The organism is Bartonella sp. AP331QHHD, from assembly GCF_042195905.1.
In the GTDB taxonomy this organism is placed as follows: Bacteria; Pseudomonadota; Alphaproteobacteria; order Rhizobiales; family Rhizobiaceae; genus Bartonella.
Genome location: NZ_JBHIPG010000026.1, coordinates 79910 through 100973 on the forward strand (window position 1 = coordinate 79910; position 21064 = coordinate 100973).

Consider the following 21064-nt stretch of genomic DNA (forward strand, 5'->3'; position numbering starts at 1 on the left):
ATAGCTAGATCATCATTATTGGTCTCGTAACCCAAAGTCAACTCCTTTCATGAGTTTTAAGCCAAATCCTTTAAACAAATTCTCCGTTAAAGAAGTGATATTTTTTGATGTCAACAACGCAAAATCTTGATATTTCTTTATATATTGATGGTGTATCTTTCCCGACAATGGTAATAAAGATCTGATATGTTTGGCGATCGCTTTCGCCGGATCAATCCACTCAACGGACCATAAAGCATGTTCACGAAAGAAATTAATCAAAAAAGGATAATGTGTGCAGGCTAAAACAATAACATCCGTATATTGTCCATTTTTTTCCACAAAACATGGCAAGATTTCTTTTCTTAACTCTTCTGAATCGATAGATTTTCCCCGTAAATAATCTTCAGCAAGTCCAGCCAGCTTTTTACTTCCCACAAGCTGAACATGACACTGTCCAGCAAAAGAGTTAATTAATTCATTTGTATAAGCACGTTTAACTGTTCCAGGAGTCGCTAATACGGAAATAAAACCAGATTTTGTTTGTTCAGCAGCTGATTTAATTGCAGGAACCGTTCCTACAAAAGGGACATGAGGAAAATTCTGTCGTAAATCTGCTATCATCAGTGTAGAAACAGTGTTGCAAGCAATCACACATAAAGCTGGATTGTAACGTGTTAAAAGATTTGTAAAAATCTTCAAAATACGCTCTTTCAAAATATTTTCTTTCCAATTTCCATAAGGAAATCCTGCATCATCAGCAACATAGATAAATTGCATGTCGGGGATAAGAATACGCGCTTCCCTGAACACTGTTAAACCACCAATACCGCTATCAAAAAAAAGAACAGGTCGTTCATCCATTAGTTTTCACACTTATTTTTAATTTTTTTACGATCACGCTCTTCCGGTGCTCTACTCCCCCGTGGATATTGTGGCGAAAAATGATCCAAAGAAGATATAATGCCTCGCAATAAACGAACCTCAGGTTCACTAAAGTTAGCGCGCGTAAAAACAGAGCGCAAATTTGCAAGCATTACTTCTTTACGTTCTGGTGGTCTAAAATACCCACGGATATTCAAAGCCTCTTCTAACTGAGATAAAAAACCATGGAATATTGTTTTATTTGCAGGTTCCATCTCTGCTGCACGAAATGCCGTATCGCTGACATTCTCTAAACCAGCTTTCATCCATTCGTAAGACATTAAAAGAACCGCTTGCGCAATATTAAGTGACGCAAAAGCAGGATTAACTGGAAAAGTAATAATTTCATCAACAAGGCTGATTTCATCATTTTCTAGTCCCCATCTCTCTCTTCCAAAGACAATCCCAGTCTTATGTCCGATACTTTCACGCTGACGTAATACGCTTGCTGCTTCGACAGCACTTTTTACAGTTTTAAATCCACATCTTTCACGTGCTGTTGTGGCAAAAACATAGTGTAAATCTGCAATTGAATCACGCAATGTGTTAAAAATCACAGCATTATTAATGACATGATCAGCTTTACTCGCAGCAGCTCTAGCTTTTTCATTTGGAAACATCTCTCGAGGATTGACTAATCGAAGCTTAGAAAGCCCAAAATTTGCCATTGCCCTTGCGACCATACCAATGTTTTCAGGAAGCTGCGGTTCAACTAAAATAATAATGGGACCATTTGTTAAATTTTCACGATTCCTATTCGTTCCTGCCATCAATTTTACCTAGTTTCACTTAAACTATCTCCCTCTCCACTATTTTTTACGAAACCTTTTTCACAATACTCTAATGCTGTTTAATAATAACTTATAGATAATCTATCTTTTCATTCAAAGATAATAGTTTCTAAACCTAATAATAAATTTTAAAAGCCATTAAAGTGAACGATGGAATTTATAACAATTTATATAAGATATCGTAGCGTTTTTTACATCAATTTTATCTTTTTAAATAGGGAACAGCCCCTATAAATCATAATCTCAGTTGAATTATGAAATCATAAATCCTAAAAAAGGGATATGCACTTTATGCCCAAACTTTTTCCTGCAAAGCTTATCCGTCGTTATAAACGTTTCCTTGCGGATGTTCAACAAGATGATCAGCATGTCCTCACCGTGTCTGTACCTAATACAGGATCAATGCTTGGATTAACAGCTTTCAACACCAATATTTGGCTTTCTTATCATAACAACATCAAACGAAAATATGCCTATCAATTAGAAATTATTGAAGCCGATAATACTTTGGTTGGCATTAATACGTCTTTACCCAATAAACTTGCGTTAGAAGCAATTCAAAACGGATTACTACCAGAATTAAATGGATATAAAACAATTTTAAAAGAACAACGCTATGGGACACAATCACGAATTGACTTTCTTTTACGTGATGACATTCTTCCTGATTGTTACCTAGAAGTCAAAAATGTTCATTTTATTCGTCAGAAAGGATTAGCAGAATTTCCTGATAGCGAAACAAAACGTGGTGCACGTCACCTTGATGAGCTCATAGAAGTTGTACAACAAGGAAAACGAGCTGCTATGCTTTATATTATTCAACGAGAAGATTGCTCAGCTTTTACAATTTGTCATGATCTTGATCCACTCTATGGACGTAAGTTTGATTTAGCATTAAAATCAGGAGTAGAATGTTATGCTGTAAAGTGTCATGTAAGTGTAGAAGGCATTTTTCCGATTCAGAGAGTAAAAATAGAAAATAGAAGAAACAATGACTGAGTATATCGAATATAATAAAATCCCTTTAAAATTTAATGGAAAAATCCGCATTTTCGATGATTATGCTTTTGCTAAAATGCGTGAAGTTGGTCGTATTGCTGCAGAATGCCTTGATGCGCTTACAGATATTATTAAGCCGGGCGTTACTACGCAAGAAATAGATGATTTTGTATTTATTTTTGGAGCTAAGCGAGGAGCACTTCCTGCTGATCTAAATTATCATGGATACAGCCATTCATGCTGTACATCTATCAATCACGTTGTCTGCCATGGCATTCCCAATAAAAGACCTTTGCAAGAAGGTGATATTGTAAATGTTGATGTAACCTTTATCCTTGATGGTTGGCATGGGGATTCAAGCCGAATGTATCCTGTTGGAAAAATTAGGCGTGCCGCAGAACGCTTGCTAAAAATAACCTATGAAAGTCTTATGCAAGGAATCGCTGTCGTTAAGCCTGGAGCAACGACAGGTGATATTGGGGCAGCCATTCAACAGTATGCAGAATCTGAACGCTGTTCAATTGTGAGAGATTTTTGCGGACATGGTATCGGCCAGCTTTTTCATGATGCTCCCAATATTCTCCATTATGGAAATCCTGGAGAAGGAGTTGAATTAAAACAAGGTATGATGTTTACAATTGAGCCTATGATTAACCTTGGTAAACCACAAGTTAAGATTTTATCTGACGGTTGGACTGCTGTTACCCGTGACCGCTCTCTGACAGCACAATATGAACATACAATTGGTGTTACAAATGAAGGGTATGAAATATTTACACAATCTCCTAAAAATATTTTTTATATTCCAAATTCCCATACCTAACGCAATGTAGAGATGTTATGGCTAAAAAATTAAATCAAAAGGAAGATACTCAAAGTAATCACTTTGCATTAACATCGAGTTCTCCACTCACCCCAGTATCAGAAAGAAAAAGTGAAGAGCCTCAGAAAAACGCACAGCTTCATAAACATTATCAAGGCCATCGTGAACGTCTTCGGAAGCGCTATTTAAAGTCAAAAGGAAATGCAATTGAAGATTATGAATATCTTGAATTATTGCTTTTTCGCACAATACCCCGTGCAAACACAAAACCCATAGCTAAAAATTTGATAGCGCGTTTTGGTTCATTAGCTGATGTGTTGGGAGCGGATATTCACCGACTTCAAGAAATTCCAGGATGTGGTCCCGCCACTGCAGTTGATTTAAAAATTATTTCAGATGTTGCTGGACGTCTTGCTCGTGCGCAATTGTTTAAGCGCGATATTTTTTCATCATGGGATAAAGTGTTAGCGTATTGTAAAGCTGTTATGGCTCACGAAACACGTGAACAGTTTCGTATTTTGTTTCTTGATAAGAAAAACGGCTTACTTGCTGATGAGGTGCAACAAACTGGAACCATTGATCATACCCCTGTTTATCCTCGTGAAGTTATTTCTCGAGCTTTAGAGTTATCCGCATCAGGACTTATCTTAGTCCACAATCACCCTTCTGGCGATTCCACCCCCTCTAATGCAGATATAACAATGACATATAGATTAAAAGATGCAGCAAATGCATTAGGCATTATTATCCATGACCATCTTATTATTGCACGAAATAACCATACGAGTTTTAAAGCGTTAAAACTTATATAAATCTTATGGGATAAAAAAGACTTCATTCAACTATGAATAACGAATCAATTTTCTAAATCAATATCTAATATAGCCATTGAGAAATTATAGGAGAGCTCATCTTCATCTTCATCTCGATAGATAATGCCTAAAAACTCATCTCCTATATAAACCTCACAAGAATCACTCTTTTTAGGCCGTGCTCTGACTTGCAATGCTGAGTTTTGGAATATATTTTTAAAATAATTATCAAGTTTTTTTATTTCATCAGCATTCACTATGCTCTCCTGTTTTTTTGAAACGATTAAAATAATTGCGTGTCGTGCAAATAAGACACTCTTATGATTCTGTAAAGTCAGTAAAAAAGCATAATCTGAATATTTACTTAATATTACATATATTCACAACGTTCTTTATACATTCATAAAGAACGTTTACAAAAGGAGTCTATCATTATTAAATATACCCGTATAGATTAAAAAATGGCAAAAAAAAACTGTATATTTTTAATAATTTTACTTTATCTCCAATTTTAGCATCTGTATTTAAAATGCATATTCGTAAGAATAAATTGATCAATAATTTATAATTTTGTTTATTTTATAAAAAATACAAATAAAAATATTTTTTTATTTAAAACTACATTTTTTAGCAAAAAATATTTATTACATCATTCGAAAATAATTCTTTTTAATAACCTTTAAAGTATAATTATCTAATCTTAGAAGAATTACCTCTCTGGAAAATATACAAAATAAGCTAATAAGAGTTTATTTTTCTTTTCATTTTTTATAAAAACTTACGTCATAACAGAAAGATTTTTTAATAAGCTTTTTTCAATTTATACGAAATAAAAATATTGGGTATTTCTGTAAATTCTAAAAGCTATGAAGAGTTCTTATTTTATAGGATAACGAGAAAGAAAATCGATAACGCCTTTTTTATAAACTTTATCGCCTACAGCAAGCATATGATCTCGATCAGGAATTGATAAAGCTTCACCACAAGGCAACAAGGCTGCCAATGGCTCTGCATCACCGCCAATTTCATCTAATGAACCAACGGCAACAAGTGCTGGTTGTTTGATTTTGTAAACTTCAGACGCCGTTAACTCCTGTTTTGATGTAATGATACAAGCAGCAAGAGCACGCCTATCGCTTTTCGTTTGATCTGCAAATTTACGGAACATTAAACCGCGCGTATTGGTAATAGTGGAAATATCTTCTGCTAAAAGGGCCTCAGCAACGGGCTCCCAATTTCCTGCTCCCGTCACCATACCAATACCTAAACCACCAAAAATAACACTGTGTACATATGTTGGATGCAAAAGAGCCATGAAAGCACTAATACGAGCCCCCATAGAATATCCCATAACATGGGCTTTAGATAACTCTAAATGCTGCAGTAACTTTACTGCGTCGCCAGCCATAGCTTGAGGTGTATAAAAGATAGGATCATAACTTTTAACTGAATCTCCGTGACCGCGATTATCAAGAGCAATAACACGATATCCTGCTTCAGTGAGAATACGAAACCAACCCGTTGCATACCAATTCACCCGTGCAGAAGATCCAAAACCATGGATCAACAAAATAGGCGCGCCCTGCCCTTCTTCTCGATAAGCAAATCGCAAACCATTATATTCAAAAAAACGAATATCTTCAGCGGTCATTTTTTATTGCACTTTCCACAAAGTACAGGATGAATAACACGTTGTCCTTTTTGTATCTTTTTTTTAGAAACTTCACCAGCGTTAATTTCAAGTGCAAAAGCTGCAGGAACTTCTGATGAAATGGTATTTGTTGAAAGTGGCGAAGTATTTTCAATAATCGATACAATAATTCCCTCAGAGTTTAAGAAAATCATATCTAAAGGTAAAGGCGTATTTGCCATCCACATAAAAATTTTCTGCTCATCTCCCGATCGAGAACTTTTTAGCTGCTTAAAGAGCATTGCACGATCGCGTGGAAAATCAGTTCGATACATTAAACCAGCTGCTGCTTGAGATGGCGTAAAAGCAATCTCTACCTTATAAAAAACCGGACCTTGCTTTGTATGTATTTCTAAAGGAATCGGATGCACAGGAATCTCTATGGGCTCCTTTGCTACAACAACACGCATATCTAACATAAAAAGCATCACCAATAAAACAATATACTCCTTTTTAAAAGGCTTTAACATTCTTGTCTCCACCAGAGAAAAATTTTAAATTTTGTTTATAAAATAAAAAGTACCAGAGTTTAAAAGTCAAAAAACAAGAGAATTGCTTCCTTGTTATTTTCTAGTTTCTTTCAACGTAATATGCACAATTTTCTTCATTTGGTTTATGGATTCACGAGAGCTATATTTTCTTTAAAAATCTACTTCTATAGCAATTTATGAAACAATCACCTTTAAAAATATAGAAAACACACTGATTTCACTCGTGAAATTTAATGCGTAGCTAAAGGAATGCCTATATCCGGATAAATCTCTGCTGTCATTAAACCTTTTTCTCCTTTACCAAAACGTACAAGAACAACTTGACCCGAACGAAGCTCTGCTAAACCAAAACGGCGCAATGTTTCCATATGAATAAAAATATCTTCCGTTCCTTGCCCACGGCTAAGAAAACCGTATCCTTTGTCACGATTAAACCATTTAACAATTGCTCGTTCTAGTCCACTTTCTGGAGTAACAACAACATGGGTACGGGCTGGAACTTCTGATGGATGGATTGCTGAAGAACAATCTATGGATTTCACCTGAACGCACTTTAATCCTCGTTCAGTTTTTTCCACAGCACAAATGACTTTAGCTCCCTCCAAAGCTGTTTGAAAACCATCCCTTCGCATTACTGTAACATGCAATAATATATCGGGGAAATGAGGTAAATCAGGTACAATAAATCCATACCCCTTACTACCATCAAACCACTTAATGACACCACTGATTTCGATAATCTCCCCACAAGCACCTATACTATCCTCAGATGGGGAACAATCCTTTAATGCATCCTTACTCGTCATAATAACGTGATCCTGTAGCTTATAAATTGTACGATATTGATTCTCTAGGTTTAAGTAAACATTGCTCTTGTATCAACACGCAAGCCCCAAGATAAGATTTCCCCACATTGTCGTATCTTCTATGTTAATGTCAGAGAATATCAACGTGAATATTTATAAAACTATTTGATTGTACACTTTACATACCTTACAAGAAGTGCCCTACAAAAGAGATCATATAAAAGTTTTTTTACATAATGATATTTTGATTAATGTGTAACTTGCATGATGAAGAAGTTCAATATAAGGTGAAAAAACGACAATTCAATTAAGGAAAATGCGCAATGCAATTGAAGAAAATCCTTACGATAATCGCAGCATTTATGGCATTTACAGCAAATGTTTATGCGAGTGAACCTATTAAGATTGGTGTTTATCTTCCATTAAGTGGTCAAAATGCATTTGGAGGTCAGCTTGAAATTAGAGGTATAGAATTAGCCCATAAAAAAGTTCCAGAAATTTTAGGACGTAAAGTAGAACTTGTTATTATTGATAATAAGTCTGATAAAGTAGAAGCGGCTAATGCTGTTATGCGTTTAACAGCAAGTGAAAAAGTGAGTGGAATCATTGGTAGCTATGGTTCTTCGCTCTCGTTAGCAGGTGGTGAAATATCTGAAAAGGCAAAGACTCCAACCATTGCAACGTCCTCAACAAGTCCCCTTGTTACACAGGGTAAAAAATATTACTTTCGTGCTTGCTTTATTGATTCCTATCAAGGAGTAGGAATCGCAACTTATGTAAGCCAAACTTTACACGCAAAAAAGGCTGCTATCCTTAAAGATATTTCAAGCGATTATGCTATTGGTCTTGCAAGTTATTTTACGCGTGCTTTCAAAAAATTAGGTGGTGAAGTTATCTCAAATTTAAATTATAATTCTGGAGATCAGGACTTTTCAGCTGTTCTCACGCAAATTATCGCCCAGAAACCTGATATCTTATTCATTCCATCTTACTTTTCTGAAGGTGCTATCATCATGAAACAAGCACGAGAATTAGGGGCTAAATTTCAAATTATGGGTGGAGATGCTATGGATAATCCAGAAACCATTACGATTGCAGGAAAAGCTGCAGAAGGTTTCTTACATACGACACTTCCCTATAGTGAGGATATGCCAAATATGTCAGTAGCTGCGCAAGAATTCACAAAAGAATGGAAAAAAGCTTACCCAGACAAAGAGCCAAATATCAATTCTGTTTTGGGATACACGAGTTATATGATGTTCATGAAGGCTATTGAAAATGCTGGTAGCACTGATCGTGAAAAAATTACTATCGCACTTAGCCAATTAAAAGATTTTCCTACCCCCTTTGGGGATATGTCAATGGATGAAAATCATAATCCTAAAATTCCTATTGGTATCATTAAAATACAGGATGGAAAACGTGTTTATTTAGAAGAAGTTAAACCTGCTTTTTAATTAAAAAGTTGTGCTTATTAAAATGCAAGAATTGGTTGAGGATCTTTTTCTCAACCAAAAACTTAGAAATTTCTTATTGTCCTATGTAAATTAACAAATGTGGAAGGATGAGAGATGAGCACTGAAATGTTCATCCAGTACTTTTTTAATGCACTGGCATTGGGATCTCTTTATGGGCTTATTGCTATTGGCTACACCATGGTCTACGGTATACTGAGACTCATTAATTTTGCTCACGGTGATATCTTTATGCTGGGAGCATATTTTGTTTTCTTTTCCACAATTGGCTTTATGCCTGCTTGGGCAGCTTTTCTTCTTTTGTTCCTTGCTGCTCTTGTTTATTATTCGGTCTTTATAGGCTTTAAAAGGCGTCCTCCAATTTATTGGATTGCTGCTTTTTTAATTCTTGCGCTAGGATTTGTTTATTATTTTAAAATTTCCCCGCAAGACTTTACACCGATTTGGGTTTTAGCTCTTTGTTTTTCCATTTTTATTACAAGTGCTGTGGGTGTTGCTGTTGATCAATTTGCTTATAAACCTCTACGCCATGCTCCGCGTATTTCGGCACTTATCGGTGCAATTGGTGTTTCTTTTTTTATTGAAAATCTTGCTACTGTACTCTTTAGTGGTGTTCCGAAAGGTGTACAACAGCCAGACTTTCTTGTAACACCATTTTTATGGCATCTAGGATCAGGAGCAGATGGTATCATCAGAATTGCTCCCATGTCTCTGATCGTTCCCTTTGTGTCATTAATTCTTATTTTATTACTATTATGGATTATCCATAAAACAAAACCGGGTCTTGCTATGCGCGCAATCTCCCATGATATTGAAACGACACGTTTGATGGGTGTGTCTGTCAATAAAGTTATTGCGTTTACATTTGGAATAGGCTCAGCTCTTGCCGCCATAGCAGGCATTATGTGGTCTTTACGTTATCCTCAAATTCAGCCTTATATGGGTGTTCTTCCTGGTCTCAAAGCATTTATTGCTGCTGTTATCGGAGGTATTGGTTCGATACCAGGAGCAATGTTGGGAGGATTGTTATTAGGGTTTATTGAAATTATGATTATCGCATTTTTCCCCGCGCTATCTGGATATCGAGATGCCTTCGCTTTCATTTTATTGATTCTGATTCTATTGATATTGCCCACAGGATTAATGGGTAAAAGAAATCAGGAGAAAATCTAATGGCAAAGTCAGCGACAACTGTTTTATCGTGTATAAGTGTTTTAGTTCTCATAGGTTTTTTATTTTATGCTGATAGCCATTTTAATGACTATACGCTTCGTATCATCAATCTGATTGCTATTAATGCGATATTGGCAATTTCGCTTAATTTGATTTACGGTTTCACAGGTATGTTTTCTCTTGGACATGCTGGATTTATGGCTATTGGTGCTTATGTTTGCGCAATTTTACTTCTTTCCCCTGAACAAAAAGAAATGATGTGGATTCTTGATCCTATTGCTGAACCATTATATCATTTGCAGTTACCTTTTTTTATCGCTGTTGTCGTAAGTGGTTTGTGTGCTGCTGTTGTAGGTTTATTAATTGCTTTACCAATATTGCGTCTTGGTGGCGATTATCTTGGAATTGCAACATTAGGTTTTGCGGAAATTATTCGCATTGTCATTACGAACGCAACATCGCTCACAAATGGCTCTTTGGGAATCAAAGGAATACCTCAAAATGCAACATTATGGTGGAACTATGGTTGGCTAGCATTTACAGTTCTCTTTATTGTCCTCTTACTGCAAAGCAATACTGGTAACGTATTACGTGCTATCCGTGATGATGAAATAGCTGCGAAAACTATGGGAATTAATGCTTTTTTCTACCGTAGTTTTTCCTTTACTGTTGGAGCATTTTTTGCAGGTATAGGTGGCGCATTAATGGCGGCTCTTATTTCAACCATTGATCCAAAAATGTTTAATTTTCTTCTGACTTTTAATATTTTAATGATTGTTGTTGCTGGTGGTCTCGGTTCAATTACAGGGAGCATTATTGGCAGCATTATTATTACAGTCATGCTTGAATGGCTTCGTATCATTGAAAGTCCATTTGACTTAGGTTTTATACATATTCCAGAAACCCCAGGGCTTCGTATGGTTGTTTTTTCTCTTTTATTGCTGGTAATTATCTTGTTTTGGAGAAAAGGGTTAATGGGACAACGAGAATTTTCATGGAATGGAATTTATAGCTTTTTGACACGCAAAAAGCTTTCTAATACTGAGGGAAAGCTATGAACGACAATATCCTTTCACTCAATAATATTGTAATGCGTTTTGGCGGATTAGTTGCTGTAAATAATGTTAATATGGCAATTAAACGAGGAAGTATTACTGGATTAATTGGTCCCAATGGTGCTGGAAAAACAACAGTTTTCAATATGATTTCTGGATTTTATGCTCCTACAAGCGGCATCATTCTTTTTGATGAGAAAAAAATTTCTGGAGCGTCTCCTTATATTATCTGTAGAAGCCATATTGCCAGAACATTTCAAAATATTCGTCTTTTCTCAGGGTTAACGGTTTTGCAGAATGTTATGGTAGGAGCGCATGTTCGACAAAAATATCCTTGGTTTTCTTCAGCTCTCTTTTTTTCAAAAGCAATAAAAGAAAAGAAGGAAGTTTATAAAAATTCCTTGGAGCTCCTTGAACAGCTACAACTTGATCATCTTGCCAATCAATCGGCAACAGCTTTACCTTATGGTGTGCAACGACGTCTAGAAATTGCACGTGCGTTAGCCACAAAGCCCAAATTGCTTCTTCTTGATGAACCTGTTGCTGGCATGAATCCACAAGAAAGTGAAGATCTTAGAAAATTCATAGCAAAAGTGCAAAAAGACTTTGATCTTACAATTCTTCTTATTGAGCACGATATGAAAGTGGTTATGGGGCTTTGCCAACATATTTTGGTTATGGAATATGGCTGTTGCATTGCCAGTGGTACACCAGATGAAATTCGTAATAACCCTAAAGTTATTGAAGCTTATCTTGGCGGAGATGTTTATGGATATTCTTAAAATAAAAAATCTTTACGTTCATTATGGCGCCATTAAAGCTGTCCAAAATCTTTCTATGTCCATAAAGCGGGGCAGTATTGTCACTTTAATTGGAGCCAATGGTGCAGGAAAAAGCAGTATTGTACGTTCTATTACAGGGCTTAATCGCTCTGTTTATGGAGAAATTACCTATAATGGCAAATCTATTATTAAAAAATCACCAGAAGAGATTTTGCGATTAGGGATTGCTTTAAGCCCTGAAGGACGACGTATCATGCCCCATCTCACTGTTTTAGAGAATCTTCATCTAGGCGCTTATATTCGTCACGATAAGCAGGGAATTTCCCGTGATATTGAATGGATATTTGACCTTTTTCCGCGCCTACGTGAAAGAGCAAAACAGTTGGGAGGAACAATGTCAGGTGGTGAACAACAGATGGTTGCTGTGGGCCGTGCACTCATGAGCAATCCTGATATGGTCATATTAGATGAACCCTCGTTGGGGTTAGCACCACTTCTCGTTCGAGAAATTTTTTCGATTATTCGCAAAATTAATGATATGGGGAAAACTGTTCTTCTTATTGAACAAAATGCATTTGCTGCACTTTCCATAGCTGACTATGCTTATATTTTAGAGGTAGGACATATTTTATTTCACGGTGAAGGAAAAACTATGCTCTCTGATTCGCGTGTTAAAGAAGCCTATCTTGGTGGGTAAGACTACGAATTAAGGAAATAGAGCTCATTCCCTCCACCATTTAAAAGAGCATTTCTCATTAAGGATGAGAAATGCTCCTTTGTGAATTTTGACTATTACATCCACCATTTTTCTGCACTGAATATTCCTGCTTCTTGTTCAATAATGTGCGCTATCTGAAAAATGACTTCTTCAGAAAAAGGTTTACCAATCAATTGCAATCCTAGAGGTAAACCATTTGATGACAGACCAGCAGGAACAGAAATTCCTGGTAATCCAGCCATATTAACTGGTACAGTAAAAATATCATTAAGATACATTGCTACAGCATCATTTTTTATTTTTTCATCAGCAATACCAAAAGCAGATGTTGGTGTTGCTGGTGTCAAAATAGCATCAATGCCTGAAGCAAAACATTGATCAAAATCACGTTTTACGAGTGTTCTTACTTTTTGAGCTCTTAAATAACAGGCATCATAATAACCTGATGAAAGAACATAAGTCCCAACCAGAATGCGCCGTTTGACTTCATCACCAAAACCAACAGAACGCGTATTTTCATACATCTCAATGATGTCTTTCCCAGGCATGCGCAAACCAAAACGCACACCATCATAACGCGCTAAATTAGAAGAGGCTTCTGCAGGAGCTATAATGTAATAAGAAGGTAGAGCATATTTTGTATGGGGCAAAGAAATATCTTTAATCTCAGCACCTGCTTCTTTTAACCAATTTATTCCTTTTTGCCAAAGCTCAATAATTTCTGGAGACATTCCATCCACATGATATTCTTTTGGAATACCGATTTTCATTCCTTTGATTGATTGACCAAGATAACTTTCATAATCAGGAACTGGTAAATTGACGGAAGTAGAATCTTTTTCATCAAAAGAGGCCATTGATCTGAGTAAGATAGCACAATCACGAACATCTCTAGCAACAGGTCCAGCTTGATCAAGAGATGAAGCAAACGCGACAACGCCCCATCGCGAACAACGTCCATAAGTTGGCTTTATTCCCACAGTTCCAGTAAAAGCTGCTGGTTGACGTATTGAGCCACCTGTATCGGTTGCAGTTGCACCAGCACAAATTTGTGCAGCAACAGCGGCTGCGGATCCTCCCGAAGAACCACCGGGTACGAGTTTTTCATTTGAGCCTTTTTTTCTCCATGGACTAATAACGGGACCATAATATGATGTTTCGTTGGATGAGCCCATAGCAAACTCATCCATATTAAGTTTTCCTAACATCACAGCACCATCTTGCCATAAATTAGCCGTGACAGTTGATTCATAGTGCGGTTTAAAACCATCAAGGATATTTGAACAGGCTTGAGTATGAACACCATAGGTTGCAAAAAGATCTTTAATCCCCAAGGGAATTCCTTCCAAAAGCCCTCCCTGCCCTTTCGCTAAGCGACTGTCTGATTCAGCAGCCATTTTCATTGCCTGTTCTGCTGTTATTGTTACATAAGCATTCAAAGTTGGATTCGCCAACTCTATTGCTTGTAAATAAGCTTCCGTTAATTCTGTTGCTTTGAGATTTTTCTTTGTTAGAGCATCACGAGCTTGCGCAATTGTGAGAGTTGTTAAATCAGTCATATTGGTTCTCAAATTTCAAAAATATAAAAAGTTACTCAACAATTTTTGAGACAAGAAAAAAATTTTCTTCTGTAACAGGGGCATTGGCTACAATATCTGCTGCTTTATCGCCATCTGTAACACTATCTTCACGCATTCGTAGAGTCATCGGCATCACAGATGTTAATGGCTCAACCCCACTGACATCAACTTCATTCAATTGCTCTACAAAACCTAAAATAGCATTGAATTTTTTTGTCACAGGTTCTATCTCATCATCGTGGAGGGCAATCCTTGCTAAATGTGCTATCCGCTTGACTGTCTCTTGATCAACAGACATACTCTTTACGCCTTTCTGCTTTTTTGTTTATTTATTTGATCTTTATTCTGGCTATACAAGGGTGCACTTGTAAGTGCAAGAATATTAGATAACATGAATAAAGAATATAACTATAGATCTGAAACATTAAAAAACGTATTATACCTTTATGACTGTTATTAATATAGATGAAGTTATAAAACATCTTTTGCCTAGACAAACAATAGCAGGCTTAGATTTAGGGACAAAAACTATCGGAATTGCGATTTCTGATATGGGGCTGACTGTCTCAAATCCGCGTCCTGTACTACAGCGAAAAAAATTTACAGAAGATGCTTACACACTTATTAAAATTTTTGACCGTGAAAATGTAGGCGTTATTATCATTGGCTTACCTCTTAACATGAATGGAAGCAGTGGCTCTCGTGTTCAAGCAACCAGAGCTTTTGTGAGCAATATGAAAGCTTATACAAAAATTCCATTTGTTTTTTGGGACGAACGTTTATCAACAATTGCTGCGGAACGGTCTCTTTTAGAAATGAATGTATCGCGCGCTAAAAGAGCAAGCCGTATTGATTCGGCAGCCGCCGCTTTTATATTGCAAGGTGCTCTCAATAGAATTCAAAACTTTCATCATATGGAAGGATAGAGGACATTGAGCAAATGCCCTGCATTATATCGTGCAATGAGCATCCCGTAAGAAGATCTCCATTGTCCCCCAAGGCGGCTTTCCATATAGGCATTCGCAACATGTTCTATGTCTGTAGAACGTAATGCTGCTGCTGCTGCTGCATAAGCTACTTGTTCAACAAAAAATCTTCCTGCACCTTCATTTGCTGATGCCATATCACCTGCTGACTTAATAATTTCAATTGCTCGGGGTCCCGCTGGTCCAATATCAAGAGCAATTTTTTCCAACAATTTCTGAAACAATCCCGGTGCTTTTTCAGCAATAAGAATTGCATCCTTTACCAATTGATTAGCAGAACTATTTCTCACAATTCGCGCAGGCCCATTATGCAACATTTGTGATAATGGATTATTCTCTATAAAACTTTCAATACCAAGTTGTGCAATAATTTCACCAATAATAGGCACAACCAATTGACTTACATGATAAGCAATAATAGGTGTCATAATGCGGGCAAAAGCTGCTTCAGAACGGTCATTTGCTGCATTGTCAAATGCTCTCGCTAAACGCAAAACCAATGCTTGTGAGGCAGCTATATCTAATGCAATATCTGCAAAAATACGTTCTGTCAGTGGAGGTAAAGGCTGATTGGGTATTTTTTTCCGGAAAAAATCCATACCAAATTGAAGAGCCGCTCGTAAAACACCTGCCGATATGACAGATTGATCGAAACGCATCATCGTCTCGATATCTTTAATAACTTTAAGCCCTTCTCCAGCATTTCCCAAAAGCCAGCCATAACTGCCTTGGAAGTCGACAACCCCCTCTGGTGTTAAAAGTTCTCCAGAACGCTGAATTAAATGACGAATCGATATAGATCCATTTAATGCGCCATTTTCTTGTATGCGTGGAATAAAAAAACAACTTAAATGACCATCTAAATCTGCACTAACAAGATATCCGTCAGCGGTAGGATTAATAACGTTGGTTTTTACAACATTTAAACGATATAGATCACGTTCCATACTTTCATCGAAAGAAATTTTCTTAACACTTGGAAAATTGAAAGCGTATTTTTCAATATCGTCAAATGCACAAGTTAGAGAAGCAGCCTTTTTATGATGAATAGGTTTTGATGAGGAATCATATTGGCGTGATAAAAGTACATTTTGCCATTTTTTGAAGAGCTCAATATCACTAATTAAAACAGCAATAGCTGCACTCGTTATGATAACTTCATTCAAATGTCCTGTTTCTAAACCAGCAGATAAAGCTAAACGAATCGCACGCGCTTGATAGCGTACTCCATTTTCTGAGCTCGTATTTTCCCAAAGCGAGGTAACCAAACCTGCTTGTCTAGAATATTGTTGAAGAGCTTGATAGGAAGAATGGATCTCTAATCTTTCTGTTGGTTGCCCCCATTCATCATTATAGCATAGTAAAGGCTTATAATGATTCGCTAAGCAAGAAAGTTTCCATGCTTCTCGACTCGCGGCAAAATCCCCTATTTCTTCAAAACTTGCTAACAAAAACTTAGGCAAAGTAGAAGCAATACGAAACATAAGCGTATCGCTAAGAAATGTATTTTTTCGACGAGTATTTTGCGCAGATACAGCACTCATAGGTATATTCCTACATTCAAATCATTCATATCATAGACTATTTGTCTTTTTAGAGTTAAGAAACATTTATCATATTCAAACAAATGCTTGTTTAACCTGTTTAGAGAGAGATAAAGAAGAATGCTATGATGCAAGATAATTTTTTCCCACTTTTCCCTCATCAACATCTTTTAGCTATTAAAGATCTGAGTGTACAAGATCTTAATACATTGCTTGATCGTGCAGAAGCAAATATTATCCTTTCTAACAAAATTGATAAAATAAAATCTACTTTGCATGGACGGACTCAAATTAATCTCTTTTTTGAAGCCTCTACGCGAACACAATCTTCTTTTGAATTAGCGGGTAAAAGGCTAGGTGCACACGTGATGAGTCTTGCGATCGGCAACTCATCTGTAAAAAAGGGAGAAACATTACTTGATACTGCTACAACTCTCAATGCGATGAAGCCAGATATACTGGTTTTTCGCCATAACAGTGCAGGAGCGGCAGCTTTATTAGCGCAAAAAGTTGATTGTTGTGTTATTAATGCAGGTGATGGTGCTCATGAACATCCAACCCAAGCTTTATTAGATGCTCTAACCATTAAAAGGGCAAAAGGTCGTATTGAAGGATTAACTGTTGCGATTTGCGGAGATATCTTACACTCACGTGTTGCCCGTTCCAATATCCTGTGTCTCAATGCTTTGGGTGCTCGTGTTCGTGCTGTTGCTCCCTCAACACTCTTACCCGCAGAAATCGCTCATATGAGTGTTGAGGTTTTTAACACGATGAAAGAAGGTCTTAAAAATGCTGACGTTATCATGATGTTGCGCTTACAGCATGAACGGATGACAGGCTCTTTTATTCCTTCTACGCGTGAATATTTCCATTATTTTGGCTTACATAAAGAAAATTTAGCCTATGCCAAAAATGATTCTATTATTCTGCACCCTGGCCCAATAAACCGTGGTGTAGAGATTGCATCCGATATAGCAGATGGACCACAAAGTATGATTCATACGCAAGTAGAAATGGGAATTGCAGTGCGTATGGCTGTCATGGAGGCTCTATTAGATTCACGCGCAAAGATCAGTGGAGAAAAAAAATGATAAAACCAGTTGTTTTTCAAAATGCTCGTATTATTGATCCTTCGCGCGTAATCGATGAAATTGGTACAGTTATTGTTGAAAATGGACGAATTATAGCCGCTGGAAAAGAAGCTCTGAATCAGGGATTCCCTGAAGAAGCAGAAGTTATTAACGCACAAAACAAAGCAATTCTCCCTGGACTTGTTGATGCGCGCGTTTTTGTTGAAGAATTAGGGAATGAACATTGTGAAACAATTACATCAGCAAGTTACGCGGCCGCAGCAGGTGGTATTACTTCCTTTCTTATGATGCCAAACACGCATCCAGTTATTGATAATGTAGCACTCGTTAAATTTATTACGCATACAGCACAGGAAATCTCATTGGTCAATATTTATCCCGTTGCTTCAATCACACAAGGTTTCAACGGACAAGAAATAACCGAATTTGGTTTGCTCAAAGATGCTGGAGCCGTTGCCTTTAGTGAAGGAAAAAAAAACACTTCAAAATTCATCTGTTATGCGGCGTGCAATGACTTATGCACGCGATTTTGATGTTCCATTGATGCATGAAACGCAAGATAAAGATCTTACAGGGCAAGGTGTGATGAATGAAGGACTGCTTGCCAGTTGGCTTGGTCTTTCTGGCATCCCTCGCGAAGCAGAAGTTATCCCACTTGAAAGAGATCTACGTTTAGCAGCATTAACGCAAACACGCTATCATGCCGCTCAAATATCGACAGCACTCTCTGCTGATGCACTTCGTTTAGGTAAAAAACGCAGTGAGAAAATTTCAGCGGGTGTATCTATTAATCATTTATCTTTCAATGAAAATGACATTGGACAATATCGCACTTCTTTTCGCTTAATGCCCCCATTGCGTACAGAAGAAGACCGTGTAGCAATGATTGAAGCAATAAAGGATGGGATTATAGATGTTATTGTCTCTTCTCATGATCCTCAGAGTATCGACACAAAACATTTACCATTTAATGACGCGGCAATTGGCGCTATTGGTATGGAGACCTTATTGAGCGCAGCCTTACGTCTTTATCATAATGAGAGCCTATCTCTTCTACGGATAACGGAACTTTTGTCAACGGCGCCTGCAAAGCTCTTTGGACTCAATGCAGGAACACTCAAAAAAGGGGCTCATGCAGACCTTATTGTGGTTGATCTTGAAGAACCATGGGTTGTTTCGAAAGAGAAGCTCTATTCACGTTCAAAAAATACCCCTTTTGAGAATGCACGTTTTCAAGGACGCGTGATCCAGACTTTTGTGAAAGGGAAAAACGTTTTTAAACTTGATCAACAAACTTAATGAGATTCTTAATGAATGAAGCAGAAATATTTTTTCAGTCCACTCCATGGTTTATTTTCCTCGTATCTTATCTCATTGGCTCGATTCCATTTGGGCTTCTTTTTACGAAATTGTTCAAAATTGGTGATATAAGAACAATCGGTTCCGGCAATATTGGAGCAACAAATGTTTTACGAACAGGAAATAAAAAGCTTGCTGCTCTAACACTTCTTTGTGATATGTTGAAAGGAACTATCGTTGTTTTCGTTATAAAGTTTTTTAGTGATCCGCTAGACAATAGTATCCTTGTTTCTCTAGCAGGCTTTTTTGTTTTCTTAGGACATCTTTTCCCCGTATGGCTTAAATTTAAAGGTGGCAAAGGTGTTGCTACCTATCTAGGAGTCTGCTTAGGAATCTATTGGCCTGCAGCAATTATTTTTATTATTGTATGGAGTGCGATTTTTCTCCTCATGCGTTATTCTTCATTATCTGCGCTTATTGCTGTTACGATCACACCGATATTTGTTTTTTATTTTTCCGCTTCTTATTTCTATTGTATGCTGATTGTGATGAGCGTATTTGTGTTTATAAAACATTCTGCAAATATCGGTAGATTATTAATTGGGGAAGAAAGTAAGATTGGTACGCAACACGGAGATAAATAAAGGAATCCTGCTTACTGATCATCAACGTCTAAGCTGGTTACGGTTATTGCGCAGTGAAAATATTGGAGCTGTTAGTTTTCGCAATCTCATTGATCATTATAAAACAGCAGAAAATGCTCTGGCAGCACTGCCAGAGCTTAGTAGAAAAGGGGGTGGTTCTGTATCTATTAAAATAGCAAGCTTAGAAGATGCAGAAAAAGAAATGCAAGAAGCTGAAAGATTAGGTGTCCGGTTTATCGGTATGGGAGAACCAGATTATCCAGCTTTTCTTAAGGTTACAGAAGCCCCTCCGCCGCTTATTGCTATCAAAGGTAATGTTTCAATTTTTCAAAAAACTTCTATTGGAATTATAGGTTCTCGAAATGCTTCAGCTGCGGGAAAAAAGCTTACAGCTCAATTTGCGCGTTTTCTCGGAGAAGCAGACTTTGTAACAATTTCTGGGCTCGCTCGTGGAATTGATAGCGTTGCGCATCAAGCAAGTTTAAAAACAGGAACTGTTGCAGTCATGGCGGGAGGAATTGATCATATCTATCCTCCTGAAAATAAAAAGTTGCATGAAGATATTATTGCCAACGGTGGAGCCATCATCAGCGAAATGCCCATTTCTTGGAAGCCGCGTGCTATCGATTTTCCAAGAAGAAACCGTATTATTGCAGCTCTATCACTTGGTCTCTTGGTTGTAGAGGCAGCCCTGCGCTCAGGGTCCTTAATTACCGCACGTCAAGCAGCTGAAATGGGACGGCTAATTTTTGCCATTCCCGGTTCTCCACTTGATCCAAGATCTGTTGGTACAAACAATCTTATCAAAGACGGTGCTCTACTCACCACACATCCTTCTGACATTATAGAAACACTTACGCCATTAATTTCACCGCTTCCAAATTCGCAACTCAATTTTTTTGAGGAACCATCCTCCTTACAACTTGAAAAGGAGAATTTTAATTTAGCAGATGAAAAAAACAGCGATCTCTCTTTAGCAGATGATGATGCAGCACGTGCAGCAGTTCTCTCCGCTCTTTCAACAACGCCAATCGACTTAGACACACTCAGTATCCACTCAGGTATTTCACTCCCAACTCTCTACCTCTTGTTGGTAGAACTCGAGCTTGCTGGAAAGCTTATTCGACACTCTGGTGGTTGTGTGTCATTGTCGAATCTTGATCTTCCCCAAGAGCCTCAGCACTATTAATAATGCTTTGCCCTTCTTTGGCAACCATATCCAAAAGCAATGCTAAAAGCGGACTGTGCGCCTGACGCGCCATCTGATTCATTTGCTTTGACATGTCTGTAATATATTGGATAACTTTTAAATGATTTATAAACATAATCCTCTATCCTTGAGCATTTCCCCTCCTACCTCTCAATAGACGTTATCTTAGTATTTCGCCGTATGTTTTTGTAA

Annotated in this window: 21 protein-coding genes and 2 pseudogenes; 13 read left to right on the top strand and 10 right to left on the bottom strand. The window is 37.3% G+C overall.

Going from position 1 to position 21064, the window contains the following annotated elements:
- Window positions 1-15: 15 nt before the first annotated feature.
- Window positions 16-843 carry a glutamate racemase gene (gene murI / locus ACFIMS_RS02945; RefSeq protein WP_375611921.1) on the bottom strand — a complete coding sequence of 276 codons (828 nt, stop codon included), beginning with the start codon at window positions 841-843 and terminating at the stop codon, window positions 16-18.
- A pseudogene (locus ACFIMS_RS02950) lies at window positions 836-1673 on the bottom strand (RNA methyltransferase). The gene murI and the pseudogene ACFIMS_RS02950 overlap by 8 nt, the downstream one beginning before the upstream one ends.
- Before the next feature lie 303 nt (window positions 1674-1976).
- Here ACFIMS_RS02950 and sfsA point away from each other — a divergent pair.
- From sfsA to radC, 3 genes are read left to right on the top strand one after another with little or no spacing between them, the layout of a single operon-like run.
- The gene (gene sfsA, locus ACFIMS_RS02955) at window positions 1977-2693 is read left to right on the top strand and encodes a DNA/RNA nuclease SfsA (protein WP_375668370.1); all 717 of its coding nucleotides are present in this window, start codon (window positions 1977-1979) and stop codon (window positions 2691-2693) included.
- Window positions 2686-3516 carry a type I methionyl aminopeptidase gene (gene map, locus ACFIMS_RS02960; protein WP_375611923.1) on the top strand — a complete coding sequence of 277 codons (831 nt, stop codon included), beginning with the start codon at window positions 2686-2688 and terminating at the stop codon, window positions 3514-3516. The genes sfsA and map overlap by 8 nt, the downstream gene beginning before the upstream one ends.
- 17 nt (window positions 3517-3533) lie before the next feature.
- Window positions 3534-4328, top strand: coding sequence for a DNA repair protein RadC (gene radC, locus ACFIMS_RS02965; RefSeq protein ID WP_375613419.1), 795 nt, complete (start codon window positions 3534-3536; stop codon window positions 4326-4328).
- A 44-nt stretch (window positions 4329-4372) separates the two neighbouring features.
- Here the strand turns inward: radC and ACFIMS_RS02970 are convergent, their stop codons facing one another.
- The 4 genes from ACFIMS_RS02970 to ACFIMS_RS02985 all read right to left on the bottom strand — a co-directional run bounded on the left by ACFIMS_RS02970 (window position 4373) and on the right by ACFIMS_RS02985 (window position 7315).
- Entirely contained in the window at window positions 4373-4585 is a 213-nt protein-coding gene (locus ACFIMS_RS02970) for a DUF3126 family protein (RefSeq protein WP_375638411.1), read from the bottom strand.
- 620 nt (window positions 4586-5205) lie between these two features.
- Complete coding sequence (locus tag ACFIMS_RS02975) at window positions 5206-5979, bottom strand: alpha/beta fold hydrolase (RefSeq protein WP_375611926.1); 774 nt, start codon at window positions 5977-5979, stop codon at window positions 5206-5208.
- Entirely contained in the window at window positions 5976-6488 is a 513-nt protein-coding gene (locus ACFIMS_RS02980; RefSeq protein ID WP_375681234.1) for a DUF192 domain-containing protein, read from the bottom strand. Before ACFIMS_RS02980 ends, ACFIMS_RS02975 begins: the two co-directional genes overlap by 4 nt.
- A gap of 251 nt (window positions 6489-6739) precedes the next feature.
- The gene (locus ACFIMS_RS02985) at window positions 6740-7315 is read right to left on the bottom strand and encodes a cold-shock protein (protein ID WP_273791031.1); all 576 of its coding nucleotides are present in this window, start codon (window positions 7313-7315) and stop codon (window positions 6740-6742) included.
- Window positions 7316-7638: 323 nt separating this feature from the next.
- Between ACFIMS_RS02985 and ACFIMS_RS02990 the strand changes: the two genes are divergently transcribed.
- The 5 genes from ACFIMS_RS02990 to ACFIMS_RS03010 all read left to right on the top strand — a co-directional run bounded on the left by ACFIMS_RS02990 (window position 7639) and on the right by ACFIMS_RS03010 (window position 12497).
- Window positions 7639-8772 carry an ABC transporter substrate-binding protein gene (locus tag ACFIMS_RS02990; protein ID WP_273791030.1) on the top strand — a complete coding sequence of 378 codons (1134 nt, stop codon included), beginning with the start codon at window positions 7639-7641 and terminating at the stop codon, window positions 8770-8772.
- Between the two features lie 114 nt (window positions 8773-8886).
- Window positions 8887-9963, top strand: a complete 1077-nt coding sequence (locus ACFIMS_RS02995) for a branched-chain amino acid ABC transporter permease (protein ID WP_375611928.1) — start codon at window positions 8887-8889, stop codon at window positions 9961-9963.
- Window positions 9963-11021, top strand: a complete 1059-nt coding sequence (locus ACFIMS_RS03000) for a branched-chain amino acid ABC transporter permease (protein ID WP_375611929.1) — start codon at window positions 9963-9965, stop codon at window positions 11019-11021. The genes ACFIMS_RS02995 and ACFIMS_RS03000 overlap by 1 nt, the downstream gene beginning before the upstream one ends.
- Complete coding sequence (locus ACFIMS_RS03005; RefSeq protein ID WP_375611930.1) at window positions 11018-11800, top strand: ABC transporter ATP-binding protein; 783 nt, start codon at window positions 11018-11020, stop codon at window positions 11798-11800. The genes ACFIMS_RS03000 and ACFIMS_RS03005 overlap by 4 nt, the downstream gene beginning before the upstream one ends.
- Window positions 11787-12497, top strand: coding sequence for an ABC transporter ATP-binding protein (locus ACFIMS_RS03010; RefSeq protein ID WP_273791026.1), 711 nt, complete (start codon window positions 11787-11789; stop codon window positions 12495-12497). Before ACFIMS_RS03005 ends, ACFIMS_RS03010 begins: the two co-directional genes overlap by 14 nt.
- Window positions 12498-12592: 95 nt before the next feature.
- On the opposite strand, the gene gatA is transcribed toward ACFIMS_RS03010, so the two are convergent.
- Together gatA and gatC are read right to left on the bottom strand one after the other, a co-directional pair.
- On the bottom strand, window positions 12593-14077 hold the full coding sequence (gatA, locus tag ACFIMS_RS03015) for an Asp-tRNA(Asn)/Glu-tRNA(Gln) amidotransferase subunit GatA (protein WP_375611931.1): 1485 nt from the start codon (window positions 14075-14077) through the stop codon (window positions 12593-12595).
- A 31-nt stretch (window positions 14078-14108) separates the two neighbouring features.
- On the bottom strand, window positions 14109-14396 hold the full coding sequence (gene gatC, locus ACFIMS_RS03020) for an Asp-tRNA(Asn)/Glu-tRNA(Gln) amidotransferase subunit GatC (RefSeq protein WP_375606898.1): 288 nt from the start codon (window positions 14394-14396) through the stop codon (window positions 14109-14111).
- A gap of 148 nt (window positions 14397-14544) precedes the next feature.
- Between gatC and ruvX the strand changes: the two genes are divergently transcribed.
- Window positions 14545-15024: a Holliday junction resolvase RuvX gene (ruvX, locus tag ACFIMS_RS03025; RefSeq protein ID WP_375611932.1), complete on the top strand. Its 480-nt coding sequence runs from the start codon at window positions 14545-14547 to the stop codon at window positions 15022-15024.
- Here the strand turns inward: ruvX and ACFIMS_RS03030 are convergent.
- Entirely contained in the window at window positions 15009-16628 is a 1620-nt protein-coding gene (locus ACFIMS_RS03030) for an acyl-CoA dehydrogenase family protein (protein WP_375613414.1), read from the bottom strand. The two genes, ruvX and ACFIMS_RS03030, sit on opposite strands and share 16 nt — an antisense overlap.
- A gap of 125 nt (window positions 16629-16753) precedes the next feature.
- On the opposite strand from ACFIMS_RS03030, the gene ACFIMS_RS03035 reads away from it, so the two are divergent.
- From ACFIMS_RS03035 to dprA, 4 genes and pseudogenes are all read left to right on the top strand, one after another.
- Window positions 16754-17719, top strand: coding sequence for an aspartate carbamoyltransferase catalytic subunit (locus ACFIMS_RS03035; protein ID WP_375638414.1), 966 nt, complete (start codon window positions 16754-16756; stop codon window positions 17717-17719).
- Window positions 17716-19018, top strand: a pseudogene (locus ACFIMS_RS03040) (dihydroorotase). Before ACFIMS_RS03035 ends, ACFIMS_RS03040 begins: the two are co-directional and overlap by 4 nt.
- An 11-nt stretch (window positions 19019-19029) precedes the next feature.
- Window positions 19030-19662 carry a glycerol-3-phosphate 1-O-acyltransferase PlsY gene (gene plsY, locus ACFIMS_RS03045; protein ID WP_375611937.1) on the top strand — a complete coding sequence of 211 codons (633 nt, stop codon included), beginning with the start codon at window positions 19030-19032 and terminating at the stop codon, window positions 19660-19662.
- Window positions 19619-20851 (top strand): DNA-processing protein DprA, encoded by a 1233-nt coding sequence (gene dprA / locus ACFIMS_RS03050; protein ID WP_375650374.1) that lies wholly within the window; start codon window positions 19619-19621, stop codon window positions 20849-20851. Before plsY ends, dprA begins: the two co-directional genes overlap by 44 nt.
- Here dprA and ACFIMS_RS03055 read toward each other — a convergent pair.
- Window positions 20781-20987: a hypothetical protein gene (locus tag ACFIMS_RS03055; RefSeq protein WP_005773510.1), complete on the bottom strand. Its 207-nt coding sequence runs from the start codon at window positions 20985-20987 to the stop codon at window positions 20781-20783. The genes dprA and ACFIMS_RS03055 overlap by 71 nt on opposite strands.
- Between the last annotated feature and the right edge of the window lie 77 nt (window positions 20988-21064).